Genomic DNA, 18703 nt, shown 5'->3' on the forward strand with positions numbered 1-18703 from the left:
ACCGCTGGTTCTGGAGGGCCCCTGTCCGTGATGATTGAACGCGCCTTTGCAGCGCGGCGCAAGCGGCCAGCGCGAAGCGGTCCGCCGCCCCGGTCACCCAAGCAAATGAATAACGCTGCCAGTGGCAGGTTTATTCCCGGCCAAATTGAAATCGTCAGCTATTGCTCGTCTCGAGCTTTGCTTTCGCCGCCCTTGTCAGCAGCCGCTGATAGAACAGGCCGATGCCGATGAGCACCGCGCCGAGGCCGATGAAGGACAGCGCCCGCAACACGCCTTCCAGTTCCGACATGTCGAAGATGAAGACTTTGAGCACGGCGATCGAGATCAGCGCCGCCGACGCTATGCGCAGCACCTGCGACTTCAGCCATACACCTGCGGTGAGCAGCACCACGCCGATGACCAGCCACAGTGCCGAATAAGTATAGGTCTCGAGCTGGCCGAGACCGCTCCACAGCCCGATGAACTCGCCCTTGAACAGGCGCCTGACCGACAGCGTGGCATAGGCGAAGCCGAGCACCGCCGCCACCATCGCCAGCATCGCTGCATACCATTTCGGTCGTTTGTCGCGGGCATAGAGCGCCAGTGCGCCGGCCGCAACCGCCGGCAAGAGGTAGGCGAGGAACAGAAGGTTGAACACCGGAATGCTGCCGGTCGATTCATCCGTCAGCAGCGGGTTCAGCGCCAGAAAATGCTGGAGGACGATGAACACGACCGAGACCACGCCCGCTGCAATCGAGCCGTAGCGCAGCACCGAACTTGGCGAGCGCATGTCGATGGCGACCAGGATGGCACCGGCACCGATGGCGATCAGCGTGTAGATCGCCTGTTCGGCAAGCGTCGCAGCAGCCGTATCGATGACGCCGCCATGCATGGCATGGCGCACCAGCATGGCGACGGTGAGCAGGGCAAACAGCGCGGCGCCGGCCTCCATTGCGAGGCGCGGTCGGCCGTTGGTGGTTCGGGCAAGCTGCCAGGCGGCAAAACCGAAAGCGAGCGCCGGCACGCCATATCCAAGCAGCAGCCAGTTGAACACCGGCGTCTTCGACAGGAACTCGGCACCGACGATGGTCGGGTCGAAGGCAGCGCGACCAAGCACTGCAATCACCGCACCAACGGAAATCCAGCCAAGCACCGGATAGCTACGCCAGCGCGTCGCCAGCGCCGGCACGGCGGCGGCTGCTCCGAGCAGGATGGTTGTCCAGCCGGAACCAAAGGCCATGTGCAGCATCAGCAGGCCGGCAATCGCCGCCCCGCCGAGCGCAAAGGAGACAGCAGCGTCGCCGGTTAGCGGCGGCGCTTCGCCGCGCGCTATCCACTCGCCGCCGGCGACGAAGACTCCGACCAAAACGGCTGCGACCGCCGCATAAGCAAGGTCTCGGTCGAGATTGCCGAAGGTAGCCCAGAGCGCCAGCAGGATGACCAGTGGCGCGACAGCGCTCCAGGCCGCCCATGCGGCGGCGCGCAGCCAGCCAGAGGCCGCAAAACGGCGCGCCGCCCAAAAGCCGGCGCCGATGAAGACTAGTCCGAGAGCGATGCCGACCCTGAGCATCAAGGCATCGGACGCCACGACCGGCATGCCGTCGACGCCGAGAGCGCCACCCGAAAAATCTGAAGCGATCGTGGTCGGCGGAATGATGCCGAGATAGACCAGTACCGTCGCCAGCCCGGCGGCGTGCAGCAGTGCAAGCGCCCGCGGCCGGTAGAGAGCCACCGCCACCAGGGCTGCGACAAGGGCGGCCCCCGGCAATGCACCGCGGATGGCGACGAAGGCCGGATCGACAAACAGGGCCAGCGCCGAAAGGCCGACGAAGAAGCCCGGCGCGATTGACGGCCAGTCGAAGCCGCTGCCAGCGCCCGCTTCGTCGCGGCGGCCAAGCCAGACGAAGGCGAGCACGGCCAGTGTCACCCCGTCGATAAAGAGGATGACGGCAAGGTTCGCCCCCGGCGCGTCGGTCATATAGAAGATGGTCCAGACGCCCGTGGCGACGAAGGCTGCGGCCATCAAAAGCCTCCAGTCGCGGATGCGAGCAATGACGCAGGTGGCGGCGAGCACGATCGCCAGATAGCCGAACAGCGCCCACGGATTGGGCGCCTGCGAGGCGACCAGCAGCGGCGTCACCATGGCACCGAGCAGGCCGACGCCGGCCAGCGCCTGACCGTGGACCAGGCTTGCCGCGATCGTCGCCACCCCGATGGCGCCGAGCAGCGTGAAAGCGAGCGTCGGGCCGATGAAGCCGTAAATGCTGTATGCGGCGTAGACGGTACCGAACAGGATGAAAGCGCCGGCCGCCGTCAGGATCGCCGGGATATAGGCACCGGCAGCACCTTGCACCGGCACCCTGAAGCCGGTGCGCCGGATGAACTCGCCGCCGGCGACCAGCACCAGCCCGAGTGCCGCCGCCATGACAAGCCGCACGCGTGGCCCGAAAATGCCGGCCTCGATGGTGTAGCGGATCAGAAACAAGCCACCCAGCGCCAGCGCGATGCCGCCGACCCAGACCGCCCAGCGGGTACCGAGCGCCGTTTCGACGTCGGACTGGCGAGCTGCCTTCGCCGCTGCCGCCGGTTGCGCCGACTCCGGCGCGGACGGCGCCGTTGTATCGGCATCGGCCTCTGTAGCTGACACGACCGCTGCGGGCCGTGGCGATACGGCCATGTCGGCTGTGACCGCAAGCGGGATTGCGGCATCCGCCGGTTTGCTGTCGTTTGCAGCCGGTTCCTTGGCTTGCGGCGGCAGCGCAGGCGTGCCCGAAAGCACAAGGCTGCGCAAGGCGCCAAGCTCGCGCTCGATCAGGCCGATGCGGCTCTGCTGGCGTGAAATGATGACGAACAGCACGATGATGGCGACGAGGCCAATCAGGCCTTCAAACATGGCGGTTCCCCCAAACCAGGCCAGTTGTCACTGACATTCAATGTTCAGTGACATTCAAATGCGGCGGCCAAACGGCCGGTCCATTCAACGTGCCGCCAGATTGGCCGGAAAGATCGAGCATGTTTCGGTGCCGAAAGCCAGCAGCTTTGCCGTTGGCGTCCTTCAGCGCCGCTTCCGAAACCGTCAGCGTGCGGCCCTTGTGCACCACTTTGCCCTCGCACACCACCTCGCCCGTCCTTGGCGTGATCGGCCGCGTCAAATTCACTTTGAACTCGGCCGTCGCATGGGCCTCGCCCACCTGCGAAATGGTGCCAAGGCCGAGCGGCGAAACGTTTTCGGGATCAGGTTCAACTTCGCTCATCTGGTGGTTTCCCCGGTGGCGGCTTCCCCGGCGCTTGCCTTGCCGGATTCACGGCCGGGTGAATGATGCCTGCGCAAGGCGGCGAGAAACCCGGCGCGGGCGCCGGGAGGCTCGATGCCGCGCGGTTCGTAGACACGGCGGGTCAAAAAGAAGCCGGTCAGCCGGAAGGCGTCCTCGATCGCCGCCGGATCGGCGCGCAGCCCGGAGCCGCGCTGCAGGAAGGCAGGCAGCGCCAGCATCTTGTCGCGCCACGGCGCGCCCGCCGCCAGCGACACGGCGCGGCCGGATTTCGGCGAGACATAGGCAAGGTCCTGCCTGGTGCCGGTCGCCGCACACTGGCTGAGATCGAGGCCGAAACCGAGTTCGTCGAGTACCAGCAGCTCGAAGCGGGCCACCAGCTCGCCGGCGGCATCGGCATCGTCGAGATGAGCGATCATCACCGCAAGCGTCTCGTAAAGGCCGCCATGGGCGTCACGCTCAGGCAGAAGACGCAAATGCGCGGCCATCGTCTGCAGGCCGTAGACGGCAACGGCGCTGTCCATCAGCCGGGCGGCGTTCATCTCGATAGCCTCGATCTGGAAGGTGCCGAGATGCTCGTCGAGCCGCGCCCGCCACAACAGGTCGACGCGATTGCCGGGCTGCAAGACAGGCTGCTGTTTGCGCGAACGGCCGCCGCGCACGAGACCGAGATGGCGGCCATGCGCGCGTGTCATCACCTCAAGAATGGCGCTGGTTTCGCCATGCTTGCGGGTGCCGAGAATGATTCCCTCGTCGCGCCATTCCATGACGAGAGCTTGTCACCGGTTGGATGGCGAAATCAAGATGAGCGACGAATCCGCCGCCAAACCAAAACGGCCCGTAGCGTATCGCTACGGGCCGTTTTTTACGAGATCGTCGTTTGATCAGAACGAGCGCTGGAAGCGGAAGATGCCGCCGATTGCGTCGGCATCGTCGGCATCGAAATTGTCGTAATAATCGACTTCGGCGGTGATCGTGTAACCAGGAACGATCGTGTAGGCGACGTTGGCCGCAACGGCGAAGTCTTGGTCGTCGGTATAGGAGACCTGGGCGTTCAAAGAGGTCTTCTTGTTGACGGCATAGCTGCCGCCGCCCCAGACGGCAAAGTTGCCAGTCCACGGCTTGTAGAAGTTCTTCGCGACGTTGTCGTCGCTGCCGTAGCCCGCCATCACGAACAGGGTCAGGTCAGTAATCGGCTTGACGTCGAGGCGAGCTTTGCCGGCCCATTCTTCCGACGTGCTGTTATAGGCGCCGACCGCGGTGATCGCACCCCAGTCGCCCTTGTATTTCACGCCGCCGACGACAAACGGAACGTAGCTGTCGATCGACTGGTCAGCGCCGGAGCCCGTTTCGACCGAGGCGACTGCCGTAAAGCCATTACCGCCGTCGAAATAGTAACTGATCAGGTTGGTGTCCTTGGTGCCGTAAGGAATGATAGTGTCCTGGACGACGTTGCCGGCGTAACCGATGAACGAATCATAGACAGTTTCATCCTTACCGACGCGGAAACCTCCAAGCTGGATCCAGGCGAAGTTCAGGGTAACCGCCTTGTTGTCCTGCACGCTGAAATCAACACCGCTCACGGTGCGTTTGGTATTGCCGAAGTTGAAACGGGTCTCGGTATAGGTCTTCAACGTGCCGAGCTCGGTTTCCTGGCCGGTCCACGTCTTCAAATTGAAGCGGGCATTCTTGTTCCAGGTCTGCTGCTCGTCACCGTCCAAAAGGTCGTGTGTCGTCGCGCCATCGAAAACGCGGCCGGCGTCGCCGAAGCTTGCGTCATAGCGGACATAGCCGCCGATGCGCAGGCAGGTCTCGGTGCCGGGAATGTAGAAGTAGCCGGCGCCGTAGACGTCGCAAATCTTGACGTATTCGGCGGGTTCCGGCTCGGCGACCACAACAGCGTCGGCGGCGCGCGCACCGGAGACCGCGACGAATGCCGCGGCTGAGCCGAGAAGAAGGCTCTTGATATTCATTTTCTGACCTCTCCAGTCAAAGTTAAAAATGGCTTTGGATTCATGGGTTGAACGGCTGAACGCCTCACCCACGTCGAAAAAGGCGCGCACCGCACCCCCTCTTCAGGCGGCGAACATACTCATCCGCATTCCAGTCTCAATGACGATTCCAAAAATAATCAATGTTTGCATAACAGAATAAATCCATGTTGCACAAATATCACTTCACATTTTCTTCACATTTGCTCCCAGCACAAACGAGACACTGTCACAATTGTACAAAAATATACTTATGCCATTAGCCGGCAAACCGATCGGAATCCGACATACATTCCTTGTGCGTGTTCTTTTTTTAGAATAAACTTCTAGCGTTGGCAGTGAGATCAAGTCGACTTCGCCATCGCTGCGTTCTGTGCGGCAAGAACGACTTCCGCCACCAGATCCCGTTTGAGCATTTCAATGGGAATACGTCCGGCGAGGCCGGGCGCGGGGCCGATCAGCCACGACCAGGCATGCCGTGGATCGGGCATCGCGGATAACACTTCCTTGACACCCGGCGCCGGCCTGCCGTCGATGAACTGGGCCAGGGGAAATACATGTTTTGCGGCCACCGGTGCGCAACGCAACGACCGTGCCGCTCCGCTGCCAGCGATGCAGGGTCGAGCGCGATATGCCGAGATTTTGCTGCAGGAACGTCGACCCGGCGACCCGACCGGCCCAGTCCTCGACCCGCATCGCGTCGAGGTCGCCCGTTCCGGCCAGGCGTTGGATGTCTGCCCCTTGACCTTCGTGCGCCGTCGACAGATGCGTCCGGGCACGGCGTTCCGCAGCTTCGGCTGCCAATATCCGCACGAAACGCGACGCCATGCCGGGTAATCTTTCCTGCATGGTGTCGATCGCACTGATGTCGGTCGGCGCAAGCAAAGCGACGGCGGCGGCAACGGCGCCGGCGACCCTGCCCGCTGCAACGACCGCATCGCTGTTCGTCACCTTGCCTTGCCGCGCCAGCACGCGCTCGATCTCAACAGCGACGGCGTTTGCAAACTCGATCTGACGGATGGGGTCGATGCGATTCCAAGTCCCGGTCATGTCCTGATCTGGCTGTTTGCCTGCCGGTTCCGGTTTGCTCGGAGGCGGGTCTTTCGCACAGCCTATAGGCACGGTGTATGACGGAGAGACGACAAACGGGAACCACGCACGATCGCAGTATCGGCAGGAGTTCCAGCCGGTCTAACTGGCCTGTTTTGCATGAAGTATCGGAAATTTCTCAGAAACCGCTCAGGATTTCCCGTCGCGCCGGTACCCCCAAGGAACGAGTCGGCCCGACATGGCCGGCGCATGGCCTCCCGGAATGATTCGGCCGGCTGTTCAATATGCAAGTCGACCGATCGGGCAGCCCGGCGACCGCTCAGAATCCTGAGGCGGCCAACAGGCCGCTCAGCGGATCGCCCAAACAGGCTCAGTGCGGAAATTCGAGCCCCATTTCACGGTAGCGCTCGGGATCGTCGCCCCAGTTCTCGCGCACCTTGACGAACAGGAAGAGGTGCACCTTCTGCTCGAGTATGCCTGCGATTTCCATGCGCGCGGCCTGGCCGATGGCGCGGATCGTCTCGCCCTTATGGCCGAGCACGATCTTCTTCTGGCTGTCACGCTCGACATAGATTGTCTGGTCGATGCGCACCGAGCCGTCCTTCTTCTCTTCCCATTTCTCGGTCTCGATGTGGGAGGAATAAGGCAGTTCCTGATGCAGCCTGAGATAGAGCTTTTCGCGGGTGATCTCGGCCGCGAGCTGGCGCATCGGCAGGTCGGAGATCTGGTCCTCCGGATAGTACCAGGGGCCGGCCGGCAAGGTCTCGGCGAGATAGTCGAGCAGGTCCTTGCAGCCGGACCCGGTCAGCGCCGAAACCATGAAGGTGCGCTTGAACGGCACCCTTTCGTTGGCTGCAGCCGACAATGCCAGCAGCGTCTCGTGCTTGACCCGATCGACTTTGTTGAGGATCAACACCATCGGCTGCCGAACATCCTTCAGCCGCTCGAGGATGGCGTCGGCATCGCCCCGGATGCCGCGCTCGGCGTCGATCAAGAGCAGCACGATATCGGCGTCCTTGGCGCCGCCCCACGCGGTCGTCACCATCGCGGTGTCCAGCCGGCGCTTCGGCTTGAATATGCCCGGCGTGTCGACGAAGACGATCTGCGCGTTGTTGTGGGTGGCAATGCCGCGCACGATCGCACGGGTGGTCTGCACCTTGTGCGTCACAATTGACACCTTGGCGCCGACCAATTGGTTGACCAGCGTCGATTTCCCCGCATTGGGCGCGCCGATCAGCGCGACGAAGCCGGAGCGGGTAGCGGGAGCTTCTGTTGCCGGAGCTTCGGTGGCGGTCATGCGGCACTCCCTTGATCGAGCCAGACGCCTTCCCGCTGCAGAAGTGCCGCGGCTGCAGCCTGCTCCGCCTCGCGCTTGGAGCGCCCGCTGCCGGTCGCCGGCGGATAGGCGCCAACCTTGACACTGACGGTGAACAGCGGATCGTGGTCCGGTCCCTCGCGGCTGTCGATTATGTAAACCGGCACTGCGCCTGCCGCCTGATGCGCCCATTCCTGGAGTTCGGTTTTCGCATCGCGACGGGCGGCGTCAATGGCTTGCGAGCGCGGCTGCCAGTATTTGTGGATGAAGGCACGGGCCGCTTCCAACCCTCCGTCGAGATAGAGCACGGCGATCAGCGATTCCAATGCATCGGCGCGCAGATTGACGCGCTTGCGCCCGTCGAGGCCGCGTACGTCCGAACCGGCGCGAATAAGTTCCGGCAGGCCGATCTCCTCGGCAATTTCCGCCAGGGCTTCAGCGTTGACCAGAGCGTTCAATCTCAGCGACAGCTCACCCTCGGCGGCGTCGGGAAATGCCGCCAGCAGCATATCGGCAACGACAAGGCCGAGAACGCGGTCGCCCAGGAATTCGAAACGTTCGTAGTCGATGCCGGCGTGACTGCCGCGAGCGCTGGCATGGGTCAGCGCCCGCTGCAGGCGCTGATGGTCGCCAAAACTGTGGCCGGTGCGCTCCCTGAGCGCCTCGGCGAGCGCATCGGCGGTCAGCCGTTTCGTCGCCGCCATGGCCCTAATTGACGAAATGGAACAGGCGCGAGGCGCGCATCAGTGACGGCCATTTCCAGATTTCGAGCGGGCTGGCGCTGCCGCCGATCGAGAAGAAAATGAGGTTGGCGCGGCCGACCAAATTCTCGTCCGGCACGAAGCCGACGGTGAAGCGGCTGTCCGACGAGTTGTCGCGATTGTCGCCCATCATGAAATAGTGACCGGGCGGCACCTTGAACTCTTTGGTATTGTCGCCGATCGAAGCCTGCGTCAGGTCGAGCGTGTCGTAGCTGACGCCGTTCGGCAGCGTCTCGCGATAGACATCGACCGGCCCGTTCTCCTCGGTGATGTCGCGGTTGTCGATCTGCCCGACCTTGACGCGCGGCACGCCCACGTCATTGATGAAGAGCTGGCCATCCTTGACCTGGATCTTGTCGCCCGGCAGGCCGACGACGCGCTTAATATAATCGACAGAAGGATCCGGCGGAAACTTGAACACCACCACGTCGCCGCGCTTCGGCTCTGAGCCCCAGATGCGGCCCGAAAAGATGTTCGGCCCGAACGGCAGTGAATAGCGCGAGAAGCCGTAGGACCACTTGGTGACGAAGAGATAGTCGCCTTCGAGCAAAGTCGGCCGCATCGACCCGGACGGGATCGAGAACGGCTGGAACAGGAGCGTGCGGATGACCAGCGCAAGCAGCAGGGCCTGGACTATGACGCTGACGGTTTCGCCAAGTCCGCCGGATTTCTTCTGGGTTTTTTCAGCCACGCTCATGTCGTCCTCGATTGTGCGTTGGATGGTATAGAGTCTCGGCGCGCGCTGGGCAACGTCATGCCGGTGGTCAGATGCAATCAATGTGGCGCTTCTTCGACCGGCAACGCTTCAATGATCACAAAGGCTTGAGCGAGCGGAAAATCATCGGTGATGGTGAGGTGGATCACCGCGCGGTGCCCTTCAGGCAGAATTTCGTCCAGCCGCGCTGCCGCCCCATTGGTCAGCGCCATGGTCGGCTTGCCGCTGGCCAGGTTGACGACCCCCATGTCGCGCCAGAACACACCCTGCGCCATACCGGTACCCAATGCCTTGGCGCAGGCTTCCTTGGCAGCGAAACGCTTGGCGTAGGAGGCCGCACGCGCCGCGCGGTTTTCGGAGCGCGCCTGTTCGATCTCGGTGTAGATGCGCTGGATGAAGCGTTGGCCATGGCGTTCCAGCGACTTCTCGATGCGTCTGATGTCGATGAGGTCGCTGCCAATACCGATAATCATTCGGCAGGAACTTCCGGCCCGGTTTTTCCAGCCTTTGCCGCTCTTTCGGCCAGCCGCTTGCGGCGCTGCTCGTGGAAAGTGACCATGCCCCAGCGGGTGATGCCGTAAAACAGCAGGCCGAAAACCAGGCCGAGCGGTATTGCGCCGATCGTCATCGGCTTCAGCACCGGTCCCCACAATTGCGCAAAGGAAAGATTATGCAGCATGTCGCCGAGATGCGCGGGCGGGCCATGCGCCGGCAGGTGTTCATGCAGGATCAGCTTGCCGACCTCCCAGGAGGCGGCCCATAGCAGCGGAAAGGTCAGGGGGTTGCCGAAGACCGTGCCGAGTGCTGCCGCGACCAGATTGCCGGCGATCAGCCAGCACAGGATGGCAGCAATGATGAAGTGAAAGCCAAGCGGGAAAAACGACGCGAATACGCCCGCCGCAACACCGGCGGCCACGGCATGCGGCGTGGCCCTAAGCCGCAGGATGCGTTTGGAGAAATACCGCAGCGAGCGCGAGAACGAGCGGCGCGGCCACAAATAAGTACGCACCCGCTCGAAAAAACCATCAGGCTTGCGCCGTCGAAAAAGCACTCTGTTCCTGTTCCTAGTTCCGTCGATGGCTTCACGCCGGCCTTTCCAGCCAGGCGCGACAGCCTATGCTGCGCTCTGCGGTCGCCGAAAAGCAACTACGACTTTGATATAGCGATGCGCTGGCCGAAGAACAACGAGGCCGACGGCATCCGCTCGGTGGCCGCTCGCGCCGGCCCTGGGTGTCGCCGTTCTGAACAGGGCATGATCGCGGCGAATTTAAGGAGCGTCACTCAGGATCGATATTCGCTGACCTCGACGAGGTTGCCGTCCGGATCGCGGAAATAGACCGACATCATCGCGCCCCGAGCGCCGACACGCTCGACCGGGCCGACCTCTATCACCACACCATTGGCGGCGAGGTTGGCACATATCTCGGCGAGCGGCCGGGCAGCAATCAGGCAGAAATCTCCGGAGCCCGGCGTCGGCGCCTTGGCCTTCGGCTCGAAGGTACGCCCGACCTGATGCACATTGATCTTCTGCGTTCCAAACAGCAGCGCCGTTGGTCGGTCCGGCTCGTCGAGGCGCTTGAAGCCAAGCACGCGCTGATAGAAGGCGCAGGTATCGTCCACCGAACGAACCGTCAGCACGAAATGATCGATGCCGGCAATCACGGCAGCGCCTCTTGGCTTGTTTTTATGCATGTTCGTTGTCCCAAAACCGCCGCACACTTTTGGGCGACATGCATTAGATGTTGCGGCTGCCCGGCTTGATCGCCGGTATGGCGGCGAGCTCGGGCGGCAGCCTGTCGGCCGGATAGGCCGGAACTTCATATTCGGCGAGCGCGATCAGCGGCACGCCGACATCGGTCTTGCCGGCCGAGCGGTCGATGATGCATGCGGCGGCAACGACTTCGGCGCCAAGGCCGCGCAGGCAGTCGATGGTCTCGCGGATCGACAGGCCGGTGGTGACGATGTCCTCGACAATGACAACGCGCGATCCCTTGGCGATCTCGAAACGGCGCAGTCTGAATTCGCCCCCTTCCCGCTCGACCCAGATCGCCGGCGCACCAAGATGGCGCGAGGTCTCATAGGCCGGGATCAGCCCGCCGATCGCCGGGCCGACGACGTAGTCGATCCTGCCGGGCACGTCAGTGCGGATCTTTTCGGCGAGCGCCTTGCACAAGCGCTCAGTCTTGTCGGCATGCATGAAAACGCGCGCCTTCTGCAGGAAGACCGGGCTGCGCAGGCCCGACGTCAGGATGAAATGCCCTTCGAGAACGGCGCCGGCCTCGCGGAAAATGCCCAGCACTTCATCGGTGTTCATCGTTCACTCCATGTCCATGGTGAATGGTAGTAGGGTAGTAGGGTAGTGAGCACCCTCTTTCACTATTCACTATTCACTATTCACTATTCACTATTCACTATTCACTATTCACTATTCACTATTCACTATTCACTATTCACTATTCACCCATTCACGCGCCTTGCGTCACTGACGCTCGAATTGTCCTTTAGCTGCGACAGCAGCCGGTTCAAGTGCTTGAGGTCCCACACTTCGAGATCGATCAGCATTTCGGTGAAATCGGGCGCGGTGCGCACCATCGACAAAGTGTGGATGTTGGCGTCGTTGGATGCGACGACCTGTGCAATATCAGCCAGCGAACCCGGCGCGTTGATGGCGGTGACCGAGACGCGCGCCGGGAACCGCTCCTTGGTGCGCTCGTCAATGTCCCAGCGCACGTCGATCCAGCGCTCGGGCTGGTCGTCAAAGGCCTGCAGCGCCGGCGACTGGATCGGATAGATGGTGATACCGGTTCCCGGCTGCACGATGCCGACGATGCGATCGCCTGGCACTGCCCCCTCCGGCGCGAAGCGCACCGGCAGATCGCCGCGCACGCCGCGGATCGGCACCGCGTCGTCGCGCGGCTGGTTCTTGTCCTTGCGCGCGGCGCGGCCCGGAATCTGGAACAGCATGCCGGCGGCGTTGCGGATCTTCGACCAGCCCTCCTCGCGCTGCTTGGGCGCGACCAGCGTGACGCGCTCGTCCTTGTAGTCGGGAAACACCGCCTTCATGACATCGGTGGAGGCTAGTTCGCCACGGCCGACCGCGGCCAGCACATCCTCGATGTCCTTGCGCGCCAGCCGGTGCAGCACCGGCTTCAGGTTTTCCTTGGTGAAGGTCTTCCCGGACCGTTCGAAGGCGCGCTCCAGAATGCGGATACCGAGACCCGAATATTGCTTGCGAATAGCGTTCTTGGTGGCGCGGCGGATGGCCGAGCGTGCTTTGCCGGTAACGACCACCGATTCCCACGCCGCCGGCGGGACCTGCGCCTTCGAGCGGATGATCTCGACCTCGTCGCCGTTCTTCAGCTCCGTCATCAGCGGCATGATGCGGCCATTGACCTTGGCGCCGACGCAAGTGTCGCCGACATCGGTGTGGACGGCATAGGCAAAGTCGATCGGCGTGGCGCCGCGCGGCAGCGCGATCAGCATGCCCTTCGGCGTAAAGCAGAATACCTGGTCCTGGAACAGCTCCAGCTTGGTGTTTTCGAGGAAGTCCTCGGGATTGTCGCCTTCGGCAAGCTGCTCGATGGTGCGCCGCAGCCACGCATAGGCATTGGTTTCCTTCGAGATCGCATGGGCGGCACCATTCATCTTGCCGCCGGTATCCTTATAGATCGAATGAGCGGCGACGCCGTATTCGGCGATCTTGTTCATCTGGTAGGTGCGGATCTGCAATTCGACGCGCTGGCGCGAGGGGCCGACGATGGTGGTGTGGATCGAGCGGTAGTCGTTCTGCTTCGGCGTCGAGATGTAATCCTTGAAGCGGCCGGGCACCATCGACCAGGTGGTGTGGATGGCGCCGAGCGCGCGGTAGCAGTCCTCGACCGTCTCGACAACGACGCGGAAGCCAAAAATGTCGGACAGCTGCTCGAACGACAGCGCCTTGGCCTCCATCTTGCGGAATACCGACCACGGCTTCTTCTGCCGGCTCTTGACCTCGGCCTTGATCGAATATTTGTCGAACAGCGTGGAGAGCGCCTTCTCGATCTCCGACAGCACGCCCTTGTTGCGCTCGAAGATTTCGGCCAGCCGTGCGGTGACGGCGCGGTAGGCTTCCGGATTGATGAAGCGGAAGGCAATCTCCTCCAGCTCCTCGCGCATGCCTTGCATGCCCATGCGGCCGGCCAGCGGCGCGTAGATGTCCATCGTCTCTTCGGCGATGCGCAGGCGCTTGGCTTCCGGCACGTGGTCGAGCGTGCGCATATTGTGCAGGCGGTCGGCGAGCTTGACCAGAAGCACGCGCACGTCTTCCGAGATCGCCAGCAACAGCTTGCGCAGGTTCTCCGCCTGCTCGGCCTTCTTCGAGACGAGGTCGAGCTTCTTCAGCTTGGTCAGGCCCTCGACCAGCTTGCCCATTTCCGGGCCGAACAATTCGTCGATCTCGGCCCTGGTCGCCGTGGTGTCCTCGATCGTGTCGTGCAGCAAGGCAACGGCGATCGTCGCCTCGTCCATGTGCATTTCGGTGAGGATGGCGGCGACTTCGAGCGGATGCGAGAAATACGGGTCGCCGGAGGCGCGTTTCTGGTGGCCATGCTTCTGCATGGCGTAGACATAGGCCTTGTTGAGCAGCGCCTCGTTGACGTCAGGCTTGTAGCGCTGGACGCGCTCGACAAGCTCATACTGACGCATCATGGGCGGGATCTCGCAATGCTGAAATGAATCATGCGCCGCACTGGCGTACGGCGCATGTCATAGATAGCCACGAAACTGCCGACGCGAAAGTGTCGGCAGTTGTCGCTAAGATCAATAATCGTCGCTTTTTTCCGGCGGCACCAGGCCTTCGATGCCGGCCAACAGGTCTTCTTCGGTCATGCGATCGAAGGTGACGTTGTCCTCGGCGTCGTCGGCATCGGTGGCTGCAACGGCGCTGCCGGTCTGGTCGGCAATCGCCTCGCCATCGGCTTCCGGCTCATCGACCTCGACATGCTTCTGCAGCGAATGAATGAGATCTTCCTTGAGGTCATCCGGCGACAGCGTCTCTTCGGCGATTTCGCGGAGCGCAACGACCGGGTTCTTGTCGTTGTCGCGCGGTACGGTGATCTGCGCGCCCTGGCTGATCTGACGGGCGCGGTGGCCGGCCAAGAGCACCAGCTCGAAGCGGTTGTCGACCTTGTCGATGCAATCTTCAACGGTTACGCGGGCCATGAGTTGCCCCTTTCATGCCTGGATTTGATGGAAAACAGGCGCGGTCCATAACCCGAACGCCGCCAAAATACAAGCTTTTATGGCGGTGCGCAGCTCTGACGCGGGCCGCCTGCGGCGACACAGCGCCGATCACAATTGCTTGCGGTGCGCTATGGTGCCTTGGATTGCCGTAAAACTGGCGTTATCTCGAACGATGAAGGCCAACAGGTCTATTATCAGACCGGCCGATAGTCGCCACGCATTTAGACGATCGCTTATTTCGAAAAAGGACATTTTCCATGTTCGATCCTCGTGAAAAAATCGCTCTCTTTATCGACGGTGCCAATCTCTACGCCACCTCGCGCGCGCTGGGCTTTGACATCGATTACCGCAAACTTCTGGCGAGCTTCCAGAAACGCGGCTATCTGCTGCGCGCTTATTACTACACCGCGCTGGTCGAGGATCAGGAATACTCCTCGATCCGGCCGCTGATCGACTGGCTCGACTATAACGGCTTCAAGGTGGTGACCAAACCGGCCAAGGAATTCACCGACTCGACCGGCCGGCGCAAGATTAAGGGCAATATGGATATCGAGCTGACCGTCGATGCGCTCGAGCTTGCCGATGTCGTCGACCATTATGTCATCTTTTCGGGCGACGGCGATTTCCGCACGCTGGTCGAGGCGCTGCAGCGGCGCGGGCGCAAGGTGTCGATCGTCTCGACCATGGCTTCGCAGCCGCCGATGATCTCCGACGATCTGCGCCGCCAGGCCGACCATTTCATCGACTTGATGACGCTCAAGAATGAAGTCGGCCGCGACCCGTCGGAGCGGCCGGTGCGCCGGCCCGAACCGGCCGAAGTCGACGAGGAAGACTATTGACGGTCGTTGCCTTGACCGCTCCCCTGGTCGTCTCCCCCGAACCCGATCGCGATTGCCCGCTCTGCCCGCGGTTGCACGACTTCATCGCCGAGTGGCGGCGGCGCGAGCCGTCCTGGTTCAACGCGCCGGTGCCGACCTTTTTGCCGCCGGAAGGCGAGGAAGCAGTGCGTCTGCTGATCGTCGGGCTGGCGCCTGGACTGCGCGGGGCGAACCGGACGGGGCGCCCCTTCACCGGCGATTTTGCCGGCGACCTGCTCTACAACACGCTGATCGCGCACGGCTTTGCGCGCGGCGAATTCAAAGCGCGACCGGATGACGGGCTGGAGCTTGTCGGTACGGCGATTACCAATGCGGTGCGCTGCGTGCCGCCGGACAACAAGCCGGTTGGCGCCGAGATAGCGACCTGCCGGACGTTCCTGGTGCCGACGATCGCGCGATTTCCAAATCTGCGCGCTGTGCTGGCGCTTGGCTCGATCGCGCACCAGTCGACCGTGCGGGCGCTCGGCCAACGCGTTGCCGCCTATCCGTTCCGGCATGGTGGGCAGCAGCAGGCCAATGGCATCACGCTGTTTTCCAGCTATCATTGCTCGCGCTACAACACCAATACCGGCGTGTTGACGGAAGCGATGTTCGTCAACGTCTTCAGTCAGATAGAAGCTTTTCTGAAGACATAGAGTCGGACGACGCCCGCCAGGGCACGAGCCCTAGATTCGGGCGATCGCGAACAACCAGGCCAGGAGATCCAGCAACCACAGAAACAGTGCAAGCTGCAGCGCGACGCGCAGGCGTTGGATGATCCGCCAATTGCTGGCCATGTCGGATTTGATGCGCAGCGCAAGCGCTCGGTGCATCCCGTCCAGGGTTGCGGGAGGGTGCTGATCGACGAAGTCCTGGAGCAGCTTCTCTGGATCGAAACGGAACGTATAGTTATAATACGGCCACACCATAATCGCGACCAGCAGCCCGATAAGAAAAAGCAATGTCAGCGCCAGCCAGTCCCAAGGCCCCACGCCATCCAGGAGCGCCCTTCCTCCGAGGAGAGAACTCGCGAACGCGGTTGCGAAGATCAGATTGCCGGCGCGCGTATTGAGACTTTCAACCACGCCCTGCTGGTGCTGGAGGCCACGCACCGCCTCCGCATAAACAAATGCCAGGCGGGCGTCGCCGCCGTCCGTCGCAGCAGGCGGGGCGTTGCTGTCATTGGTTGATGAAGGGCGCTCCGGCATCAAATGTACTTAGCACGGCGCCGCCTGCGACATGAATAGCCACATGGGGAACGCTTCGTCGCTCTGTCTTCGTGCCATCGAGGGTGTTTTGGTGGACGGGAATAGCATCAATCCGACGCTGTCGTTTCAGGCGCTGCGGCAACCAATGCGGCCAGCGTCGCAGGTCCGCCCTGGAGAACATTCAGGTCGACGTCGCCGCTGATGCCGTCGACGCGGCCCCGGTTGTGATACTGCCAGTAGATCCAGTTGTCATGGCCCGGCCGCAGCGCCAGCGAACGCAGCCAGCGCGGGCGGCTGGCTAGCTGCCCGGCATAGGCTTGCGCCACCTCGTCGGTCACATAGAGGATCGCCGTCTTGCCGAACGCCGCCTCGACCGGGCCGAGGAAGGCGGAGAGTTCGGCGCTCAGCTGTTCGGGAGTTGGCCGCTGCGGGCAATTGCCGCCGAACTCGATGTCTACCACCGGCGGCAGCAAAGGCTGATCGTGCGGCACCACCGAGATGAAGTTGCGTGCCTGATCCGCACCCGGTCTGCAGAAGGTGAAGAAATGATAGGCACCGACGGCAAGACCGGCGGCGCGGGCCGCGCGCAAATTGGCGGCGAAGGCATCGTCGACATGATCGCCGCCTTCCGTCGCCTTGATCACGGCGAAGGCGACATCGTCGGCGGCAACACGCCGCCAGTCGATCTGCCGCTGATGATAGGAGACGTCGATGCCCCTGACCGGATATTTGCCGCGGTCCGGAGAAAATGTCTGGAAGTAGGTATAGCCGCCGGCCAGAACGAGGCCCGCCACGAGCAGACCGGCCGCGCCCCATAAGACGATCCGGTTTTTCAAACGAGACCTATCCCTTTTGGTCCGCCCTGCCCGCCGCTATGGCTCCGGGCGTTCGTCGCTCGAAAAGCCAAATCGCTGGCTTTTCCTCCGCTTCGCGGACCGCACCTCACCCTCGCTCCTTCAGCAGCCGGCCCTTCTCGCGCGACCAGTCGCGCTGCTTTTCGGTCTCGCGCTTGTCGTGCAGCTTCTTGCCGCGGCCAACGGCGAGCAGCAGCTTGGCACGGCCTTGGTCGTTGAAGTAGATCTTCAGCGGCACCAGCGTCATGCCTTCGCGGTCGACGCTTTGCGCCAGCTTGGCCATCTCACGCTTGTTGAGCAGCAGTTTGCGGCGGCGGCGCGGCTCATGGTTGAAGCGGTTGGCCTGCAGATACTCCGGCAAATAGGAGTTGATCAGCCAGATCTCGCCGCCCTCGACCGAGGCGTAGCTGTCCTGGATATTGGCCTGGCCCTGGCGCAGCGATTTCACTTCCGTACCGGTCAGCACCAGGCCGGCCTCGATCGTGTCGAGCACCTCATAGGAAAACCGCGCCTTGCGGTTTTCCGCAACGGTCTTGTTGTTGGGATCGGCTTTTCTGACTTGATTCATGATGCGGACAGGTGGCGCCTCATCCCTAGTTTATCAAGCCGGCGTGCTTCATCGCCGCGTCGATCTTCTCGGCGGTCGACGGCTCGACCGTCATTAGCGGCGAGCGCAGCACGTTCTCGACCTTGCCCAGCTTCGACAGCGCATATTTCGCGCCGGAAACGCCGGGCTCCATGAAAATCGCCTTGTGCAGCGGCAACAGACGGTCCTGCAGGTCGAGCGCCTTGGCGCTGTCGCCGGAAAGCGTTGCCTCCTGGAATTCAGCGCAAAGCCTGGGTGCGACATTTGCCGTCACAGAAATACAGCCGACGCCGCCATGCGCGTTGAAGCCGAGCGCCGAGGCGTCTTCGCCGGAGAGCTGGATGAAATCCTTGCCACAGGTGGCGCGCTGCTCCGAAACCCGCTCGACCTTGCCGGTGGCATCCTTGACGCCGACGATGTTCTTGAAGTCATGCACCAACTGGCCCATCGTCTCGGGGCTCATGTCGACCACCGAGCGCGGCGGAATGTTGTAGATGATGATCGGCAGACTGGTTGCCTTGGCGACGGCGGCGAAATGCGCATAGAGGCCGCGCTGTGTCGGTCTGTTGTAATAGGGCGTGACGACAAGGGCCGCGTCGGCACCCGCCTTCTCGGCATACTGGACCAGGCCGACCGCCTCTTCGGTGTTGTTGGAGCCGGCGCCGGCGACGACCGGAACCCGGCCCTTGGCGACCTCGATGCAAACCTTGACGACTTGGCGGTGCTCGTCATGCGACAGCGTCGGCGACTCGCCGGTGGTGCCGACCGGGACCACGCCCGTCGTGCCTTCGGCGATCTGCCAGGTGATGAACGCGCGAAAGGCTTTCTCGTCGAAACGGCCGCTCTTTTCGAACGGTGTGACGAGCGCGGTCAGCGAGCCTCTTAGCATGTCGTC

20 protein-coding genes and 1 pseudogene are annotated in these 18703 nt (G+C 62.6%); 2 read left to right on the plus strand and 19 right to left on the minus strand.

Features of this window, described 5'->3' with window-relative positions; translation table 11 throughout:
- Window positions 1–154: 154 nt before the first annotated feature.
- The 15 genes and pseudogenes from NKH59_RS08365 to rpoZ form a co-directional block, all read right to left on the minus strand.
- Window positions 155–2872, minus strand: coding sequence for a DUF2339 domain-containing protein (locus NKH59_RS08365; protein ID WP_353021502.1), 2718 nt, complete (start codon window positions 2870–2872; stop codon window positions 155–157).
- 37 nt (window positions 2873–2909) lie between these two features.
- Window positions 2910–3233: a hotdog family protein gene (locus NKH59_RS08370; RefSeq protein WP_352871510.1), complete on the minus strand. Its 324-nt coding sequence runs from the start codon at window positions 3231–3233 to the stop codon at window positions 2910–2912.
- Window positions 3230–4018 carry a DNA repair protein RecO gene (gene recO / locus NKH59_RS08375; protein WP_352871512.1) on the minus strand — a complete coding sequence of 263 codons (789 nt, stop codon included), beginning with the start codon at window positions 4016–4018 and terminating at the stop codon, window positions 3230–3232. Before recO ends, NKH59_RS08370 begins: the two co-directional genes overlap by 4 nt.
- A 117-nt stretch (window positions 4019–4135) precedes the next feature.
- The gene (locus NKH59_RS08380) at window positions 4136–5224 is read right to left on the minus strand and encodes a porin (RefSeq protein WP_352540773.1); all 1089 of its coding nucleotides are present in this window, start codon (window positions 5222–5224) and stop codon (window positions 4136–4138) included.
- A 362-nt stretch (window positions 5225–5586) separates the two neighbouring features.
- Window positions 5587–5814 carry an antitoxin Xre/MbcA/ParS-like domain-containing protein gene (locus NKH59_RS33480; RefSeq protein ID WP_502908683.1) on the minus strand — a complete coding sequence of 76 codons (228 nt, stop codon included), beginning with the start codon at window positions 5812–5814 and terminating at the stop codon, window positions 5587–5589.
- A gap of 40 nt (window positions 5815–5854) precedes the next feature.
- Window positions 5855–6292 (minus strand): annotated as a pseudogene (locus NKH59_RS33485) (antitoxin Xre/MbcA/ParS-like domain-containing protein); the annotation flags it as partial.
- A gap of 370 nt (window positions 6293–6662) precedes the next feature.
- Window positions 6663–7589: a GTPase Era gene (gene era, locus NKH59_RS08390; protein WP_023677765.1), complete on the minus strand. Its 927-nt coding sequence runs from the start codon at window positions 7587–7589 to the stop codon at window positions 6663–6665.
- Window positions 7586–8311 carry a ribonuclease III gene (gene rnc / locus NKH59_RS08395; protein WP_352501816.1) on the minus strand — a complete coding sequence of 242 codons (726 nt, stop codon included), beginning with the start codon at window positions 8309–8311 and terminating at the stop codon, window positions 7586–7588. Before rnc ends, era begins: the two co-directional genes overlap by 4 nt.
- Before the next feature lie 4 nt (window positions 8312–8315).
- Window positions 8316–9065, minus strand: coding sequence for a signal peptidase I (gene lepB / locus NKH59_RS08400; protein ID WP_352471047.1), 750 nt, complete (start codon window positions 9063–9065; stop codon window positions 8316–8318).
- 77 nt (window positions 9066–9142) lie between these two features.
- Complete coding sequence (acpS, locus tag NKH59_RS08405) at window positions 9143–9556, minus strand: holo-ACP synthase (protein ID WP_352467214.1); 414 nt, start codon at window positions 9554–9556, stop codon at window positions 9143–9145.
- Window positions 9553–10134 carry a DUF2062 domain-containing protein gene (locus tag NKH59_RS08410; protein ID WP_023677769.1) on the minus strand — a complete coding sequence of 194 codons (582 nt, stop codon included), beginning with the start codon at window positions 10132–10134 and terminating at the stop codon, window positions 9553–9555. Before NKH59_RS08410 ends, acpS begins: the two co-directional genes overlap by 4 nt.
- Before the next feature lie 230 nt (window positions 10135–10364).
- On the minus strand, window positions 10365–10775 hold the full coding sequence (locus NKH59_RS08415) for a VOC family protein (RefSeq protein WP_353021508.1): 411 nt from the start codon (window positions 10773–10775) through the stop codon (window positions 10365–10367).
- 43 nt (window positions 10776–10818) lie between these two features.
- Window positions 10819–11397: an orotate phosphoribosyltransferase gene (gene pyrE, locus NKH59_RS08420; RefSeq protein WP_352647483.1), complete on the minus strand. Its 579-nt coding sequence runs from the start codon at window positions 11395–11397 to the stop codon at window positions 10819–10821.
- A 143-nt stretch (window positions 11398–11540) separates the two neighbouring features.
- Entirely contained in the window at window positions 11541–13769 is a 2229-nt protein-coding gene (locus tag NKH59_RS08425; protein ID WP_352979794.1) for a RelA/SpoT family protein, read from the minus strand.
- A 111-nt stretch (window positions 13770–13880) separates the two neighbouring features.
- Window positions 13881–14282, minus strand: a complete 402-nt coding sequence (rpoZ, locus tag NKH59_RS08430; RefSeq protein ID WP_023677773.1) for a DNA-directed RNA polymerase subunit omega — start codon at window positions 14280–14282, stop codon at window positions 13881–13883.
- A 278-nt stretch (window positions 14283–14560) separates the two neighbouring features.
- Between rpoZ and NKH59_RS08435 the strand changes: the two genes are divergently transcribed.
- The gene (locus NKH59_RS08435) at window positions 14561–15142 is read left to right on the plus strand and encodes a LabA-like NYN domain-containing protein (RefSeq protein ID WP_023677774.1); all 582 of its coding nucleotides are present in this window, start codon (window positions 14561–14563) and stop codon (window positions 15140–15142) included.
- On the plus strand, window positions 15139–15816 hold the full coding sequence (locus tag NKH59_RS08440; protein WP_352979792.1) for a uracil-DNA glycosylase: 678 nt from the start codon (window positions 15139–15141) through the stop codon (window positions 15814–15816). The genes NKH59_RS08435 and NKH59_RS08440 overlap by 4 nt, the downstream gene beginning before the upstream one ends.
- A gap of 30 nt (window positions 15817–15846) precedes the next feature.
- On the opposite strand, the gene NKH59_RS08445 is transcribed toward NKH59_RS08440, so the two are convergent.
- From NKH59_RS08445 to dapA, 4 genes are all read right to left on the minus strand, one after another.
- Window positions 15847–16368, minus strand: a complete 522-nt coding sequence (locus NKH59_RS08445; protein WP_352979791.1) for a hypothetical protein — start codon at window positions 16366–16368, stop codon at window positions 15847–15849.
- Between the two features lie 107 nt (window positions 16369–16475).
- Window positions 16476–17204, minus strand: coding sequence for a GH25 family lysozyme (locus NKH59_RS08450; RefSeq protein WP_353021510.1), 729 nt, complete (start codon window positions 17202–17204; stop codon window positions 16476–16478).
- A 106-nt stretch (window positions 17205–17310) separates the two neighbouring features.
- The gene (gene smpB / locus NKH59_RS08455; RefSeq protein ID WP_023768487.1) at window positions 17311–17790 is read right to left on the minus strand and encodes an SsrA-binding protein SmpB; all 480 of its coding nucleotides are present in this window, start codon (window positions 17788–17790) and stop codon (window positions 17311–17313) included.
- Window positions 17791–17815: 25 nt separating this feature from the next.
- Window positions 17816–18697, minus strand: a complete 882-nt coding sequence (gene dapA, locus NKH59_RS08460) for a 4-hydroxy-tetrahydrodipicolinate synthase (protein WP_352540767.1) — start codon at window positions 18695–18697, stop codon at window positions 17816–17818.
- Between the last annotated feature and the right edge of the window lie 6 nt (window positions 18698–18703).

It is taken from the genome of Mesorhizobium sp. M0998 (assembly GCF_040318885.1).
Lineage (GTDB): Bacteria > Pseudomonadota > Alphaproteobacteria > Rhizobiales > Rhizobiaceae > Mesorhizobium.

Coding starts and splice junctions, on each gene's coding strand:
- NKH59_RS08365 (WP_353021502.1), bottom strand. CDS start 2,872: ATGTTTGAAGGCCTGATTGGCCTCGTCGCCATCATCGTGCTGTTCGTC.
- NKH59_RS08370 (WP_352871510.1), bottom strand. CDS start 3,233: ATGAGCGAAGTTGAACCTGATCCCGAAAACGTTTCGCCGCTCGGCCTT.
- recO (WP_352871512.1), bottom strand. CDS start 4,018: ATGGAATGGCGCGACGAGGGAATCATTCTCGGCACCCGCAAGCATGGC.
- NKH59_RS08380 (WP_352540773.1), bottom strand. CDS start 5,224: ATGAATATCAAGAGCCTTCTTCTCGGCTCAGCCGCGGCATTCGTCGCG.
- era (WP_023677765.1), bottom strand. CDS start 7,589: ATGACCGCCACCGAAGCTCCGGCAACAGAAGCTCCCGCTACCCGCTCC.
- rnc (WP_352501816.1), bottom strand. CDS start 8,311: ATGGCGGCGACGAAACGGCTGACCGCCGATGCGCTCGCCGAGGCGCTC.
- lepB (WP_352471047.1), bottom strand. CDS start 9,065: ATGAGCGTGGCTGAAAAAACCCAGAAGAAATCCGGCGGACTTGGCGAA.
- acpS (WP_352467214.1), bottom strand. CDS start 9,556: ATGATTATCGGTATTGGCAGCGACCTCATCGACATCAGACGCATCGAG.
- NKH59_RS08415 (WP_353021508.1), bottom strand. CDS start 10,775: ATGCATAAAAACAAGCCAAGAGGCGCTGCCGTGATTGCCGGCATCGAT.
- pyrE (WP_352647483.1), bottom strand. CDS start 11,397: ATGAACACCGATGAAGTGCTGGGCATTTTCCGCGAGGCCGGCGCCGTT.
- NKH59_RS08425 (WP_352979794.1), bottom strand. CDS start 13,769: ATGATGCGTCAGTATGAGCTTGTCGAGCGCGTCCAGCGCTACAAGCCT.
- rpoZ (WP_023677773.1), bottom strand. CDS start 14,282: ATGGCCCGCGTAACCGTTGAAGATTGCATCGACAAGGTCGACAACCGC.
- NKH59_RS08435 (WP_023677774.1), top strand. CDS start 14,561: ATGTTCGATCCTCGTGAAAAAATCGCTCTCTTTATCGACGGTGCCAAT.
- NKH59_RS08445 (WP_352979791.1), bottom strand. CDS start 16,368: ATGCCGGAGCGCCCTTCATCAACCAATGACAGCAACGCCCCGCCTGCT.
- smpB (WP_023768487.1), bottom strand. CDS start 17,790: ATGAATCAAGTCAGAAAAGCCGATCCCAACAACAAGACCGTTGCGGAA.
- dapA (WP_352540767.1), bottom strand. CDS start 18,697: ATGCTAAGAGGCTCGCTGACCGCGCTCGTCACACCGTTCGAAAAGAGC.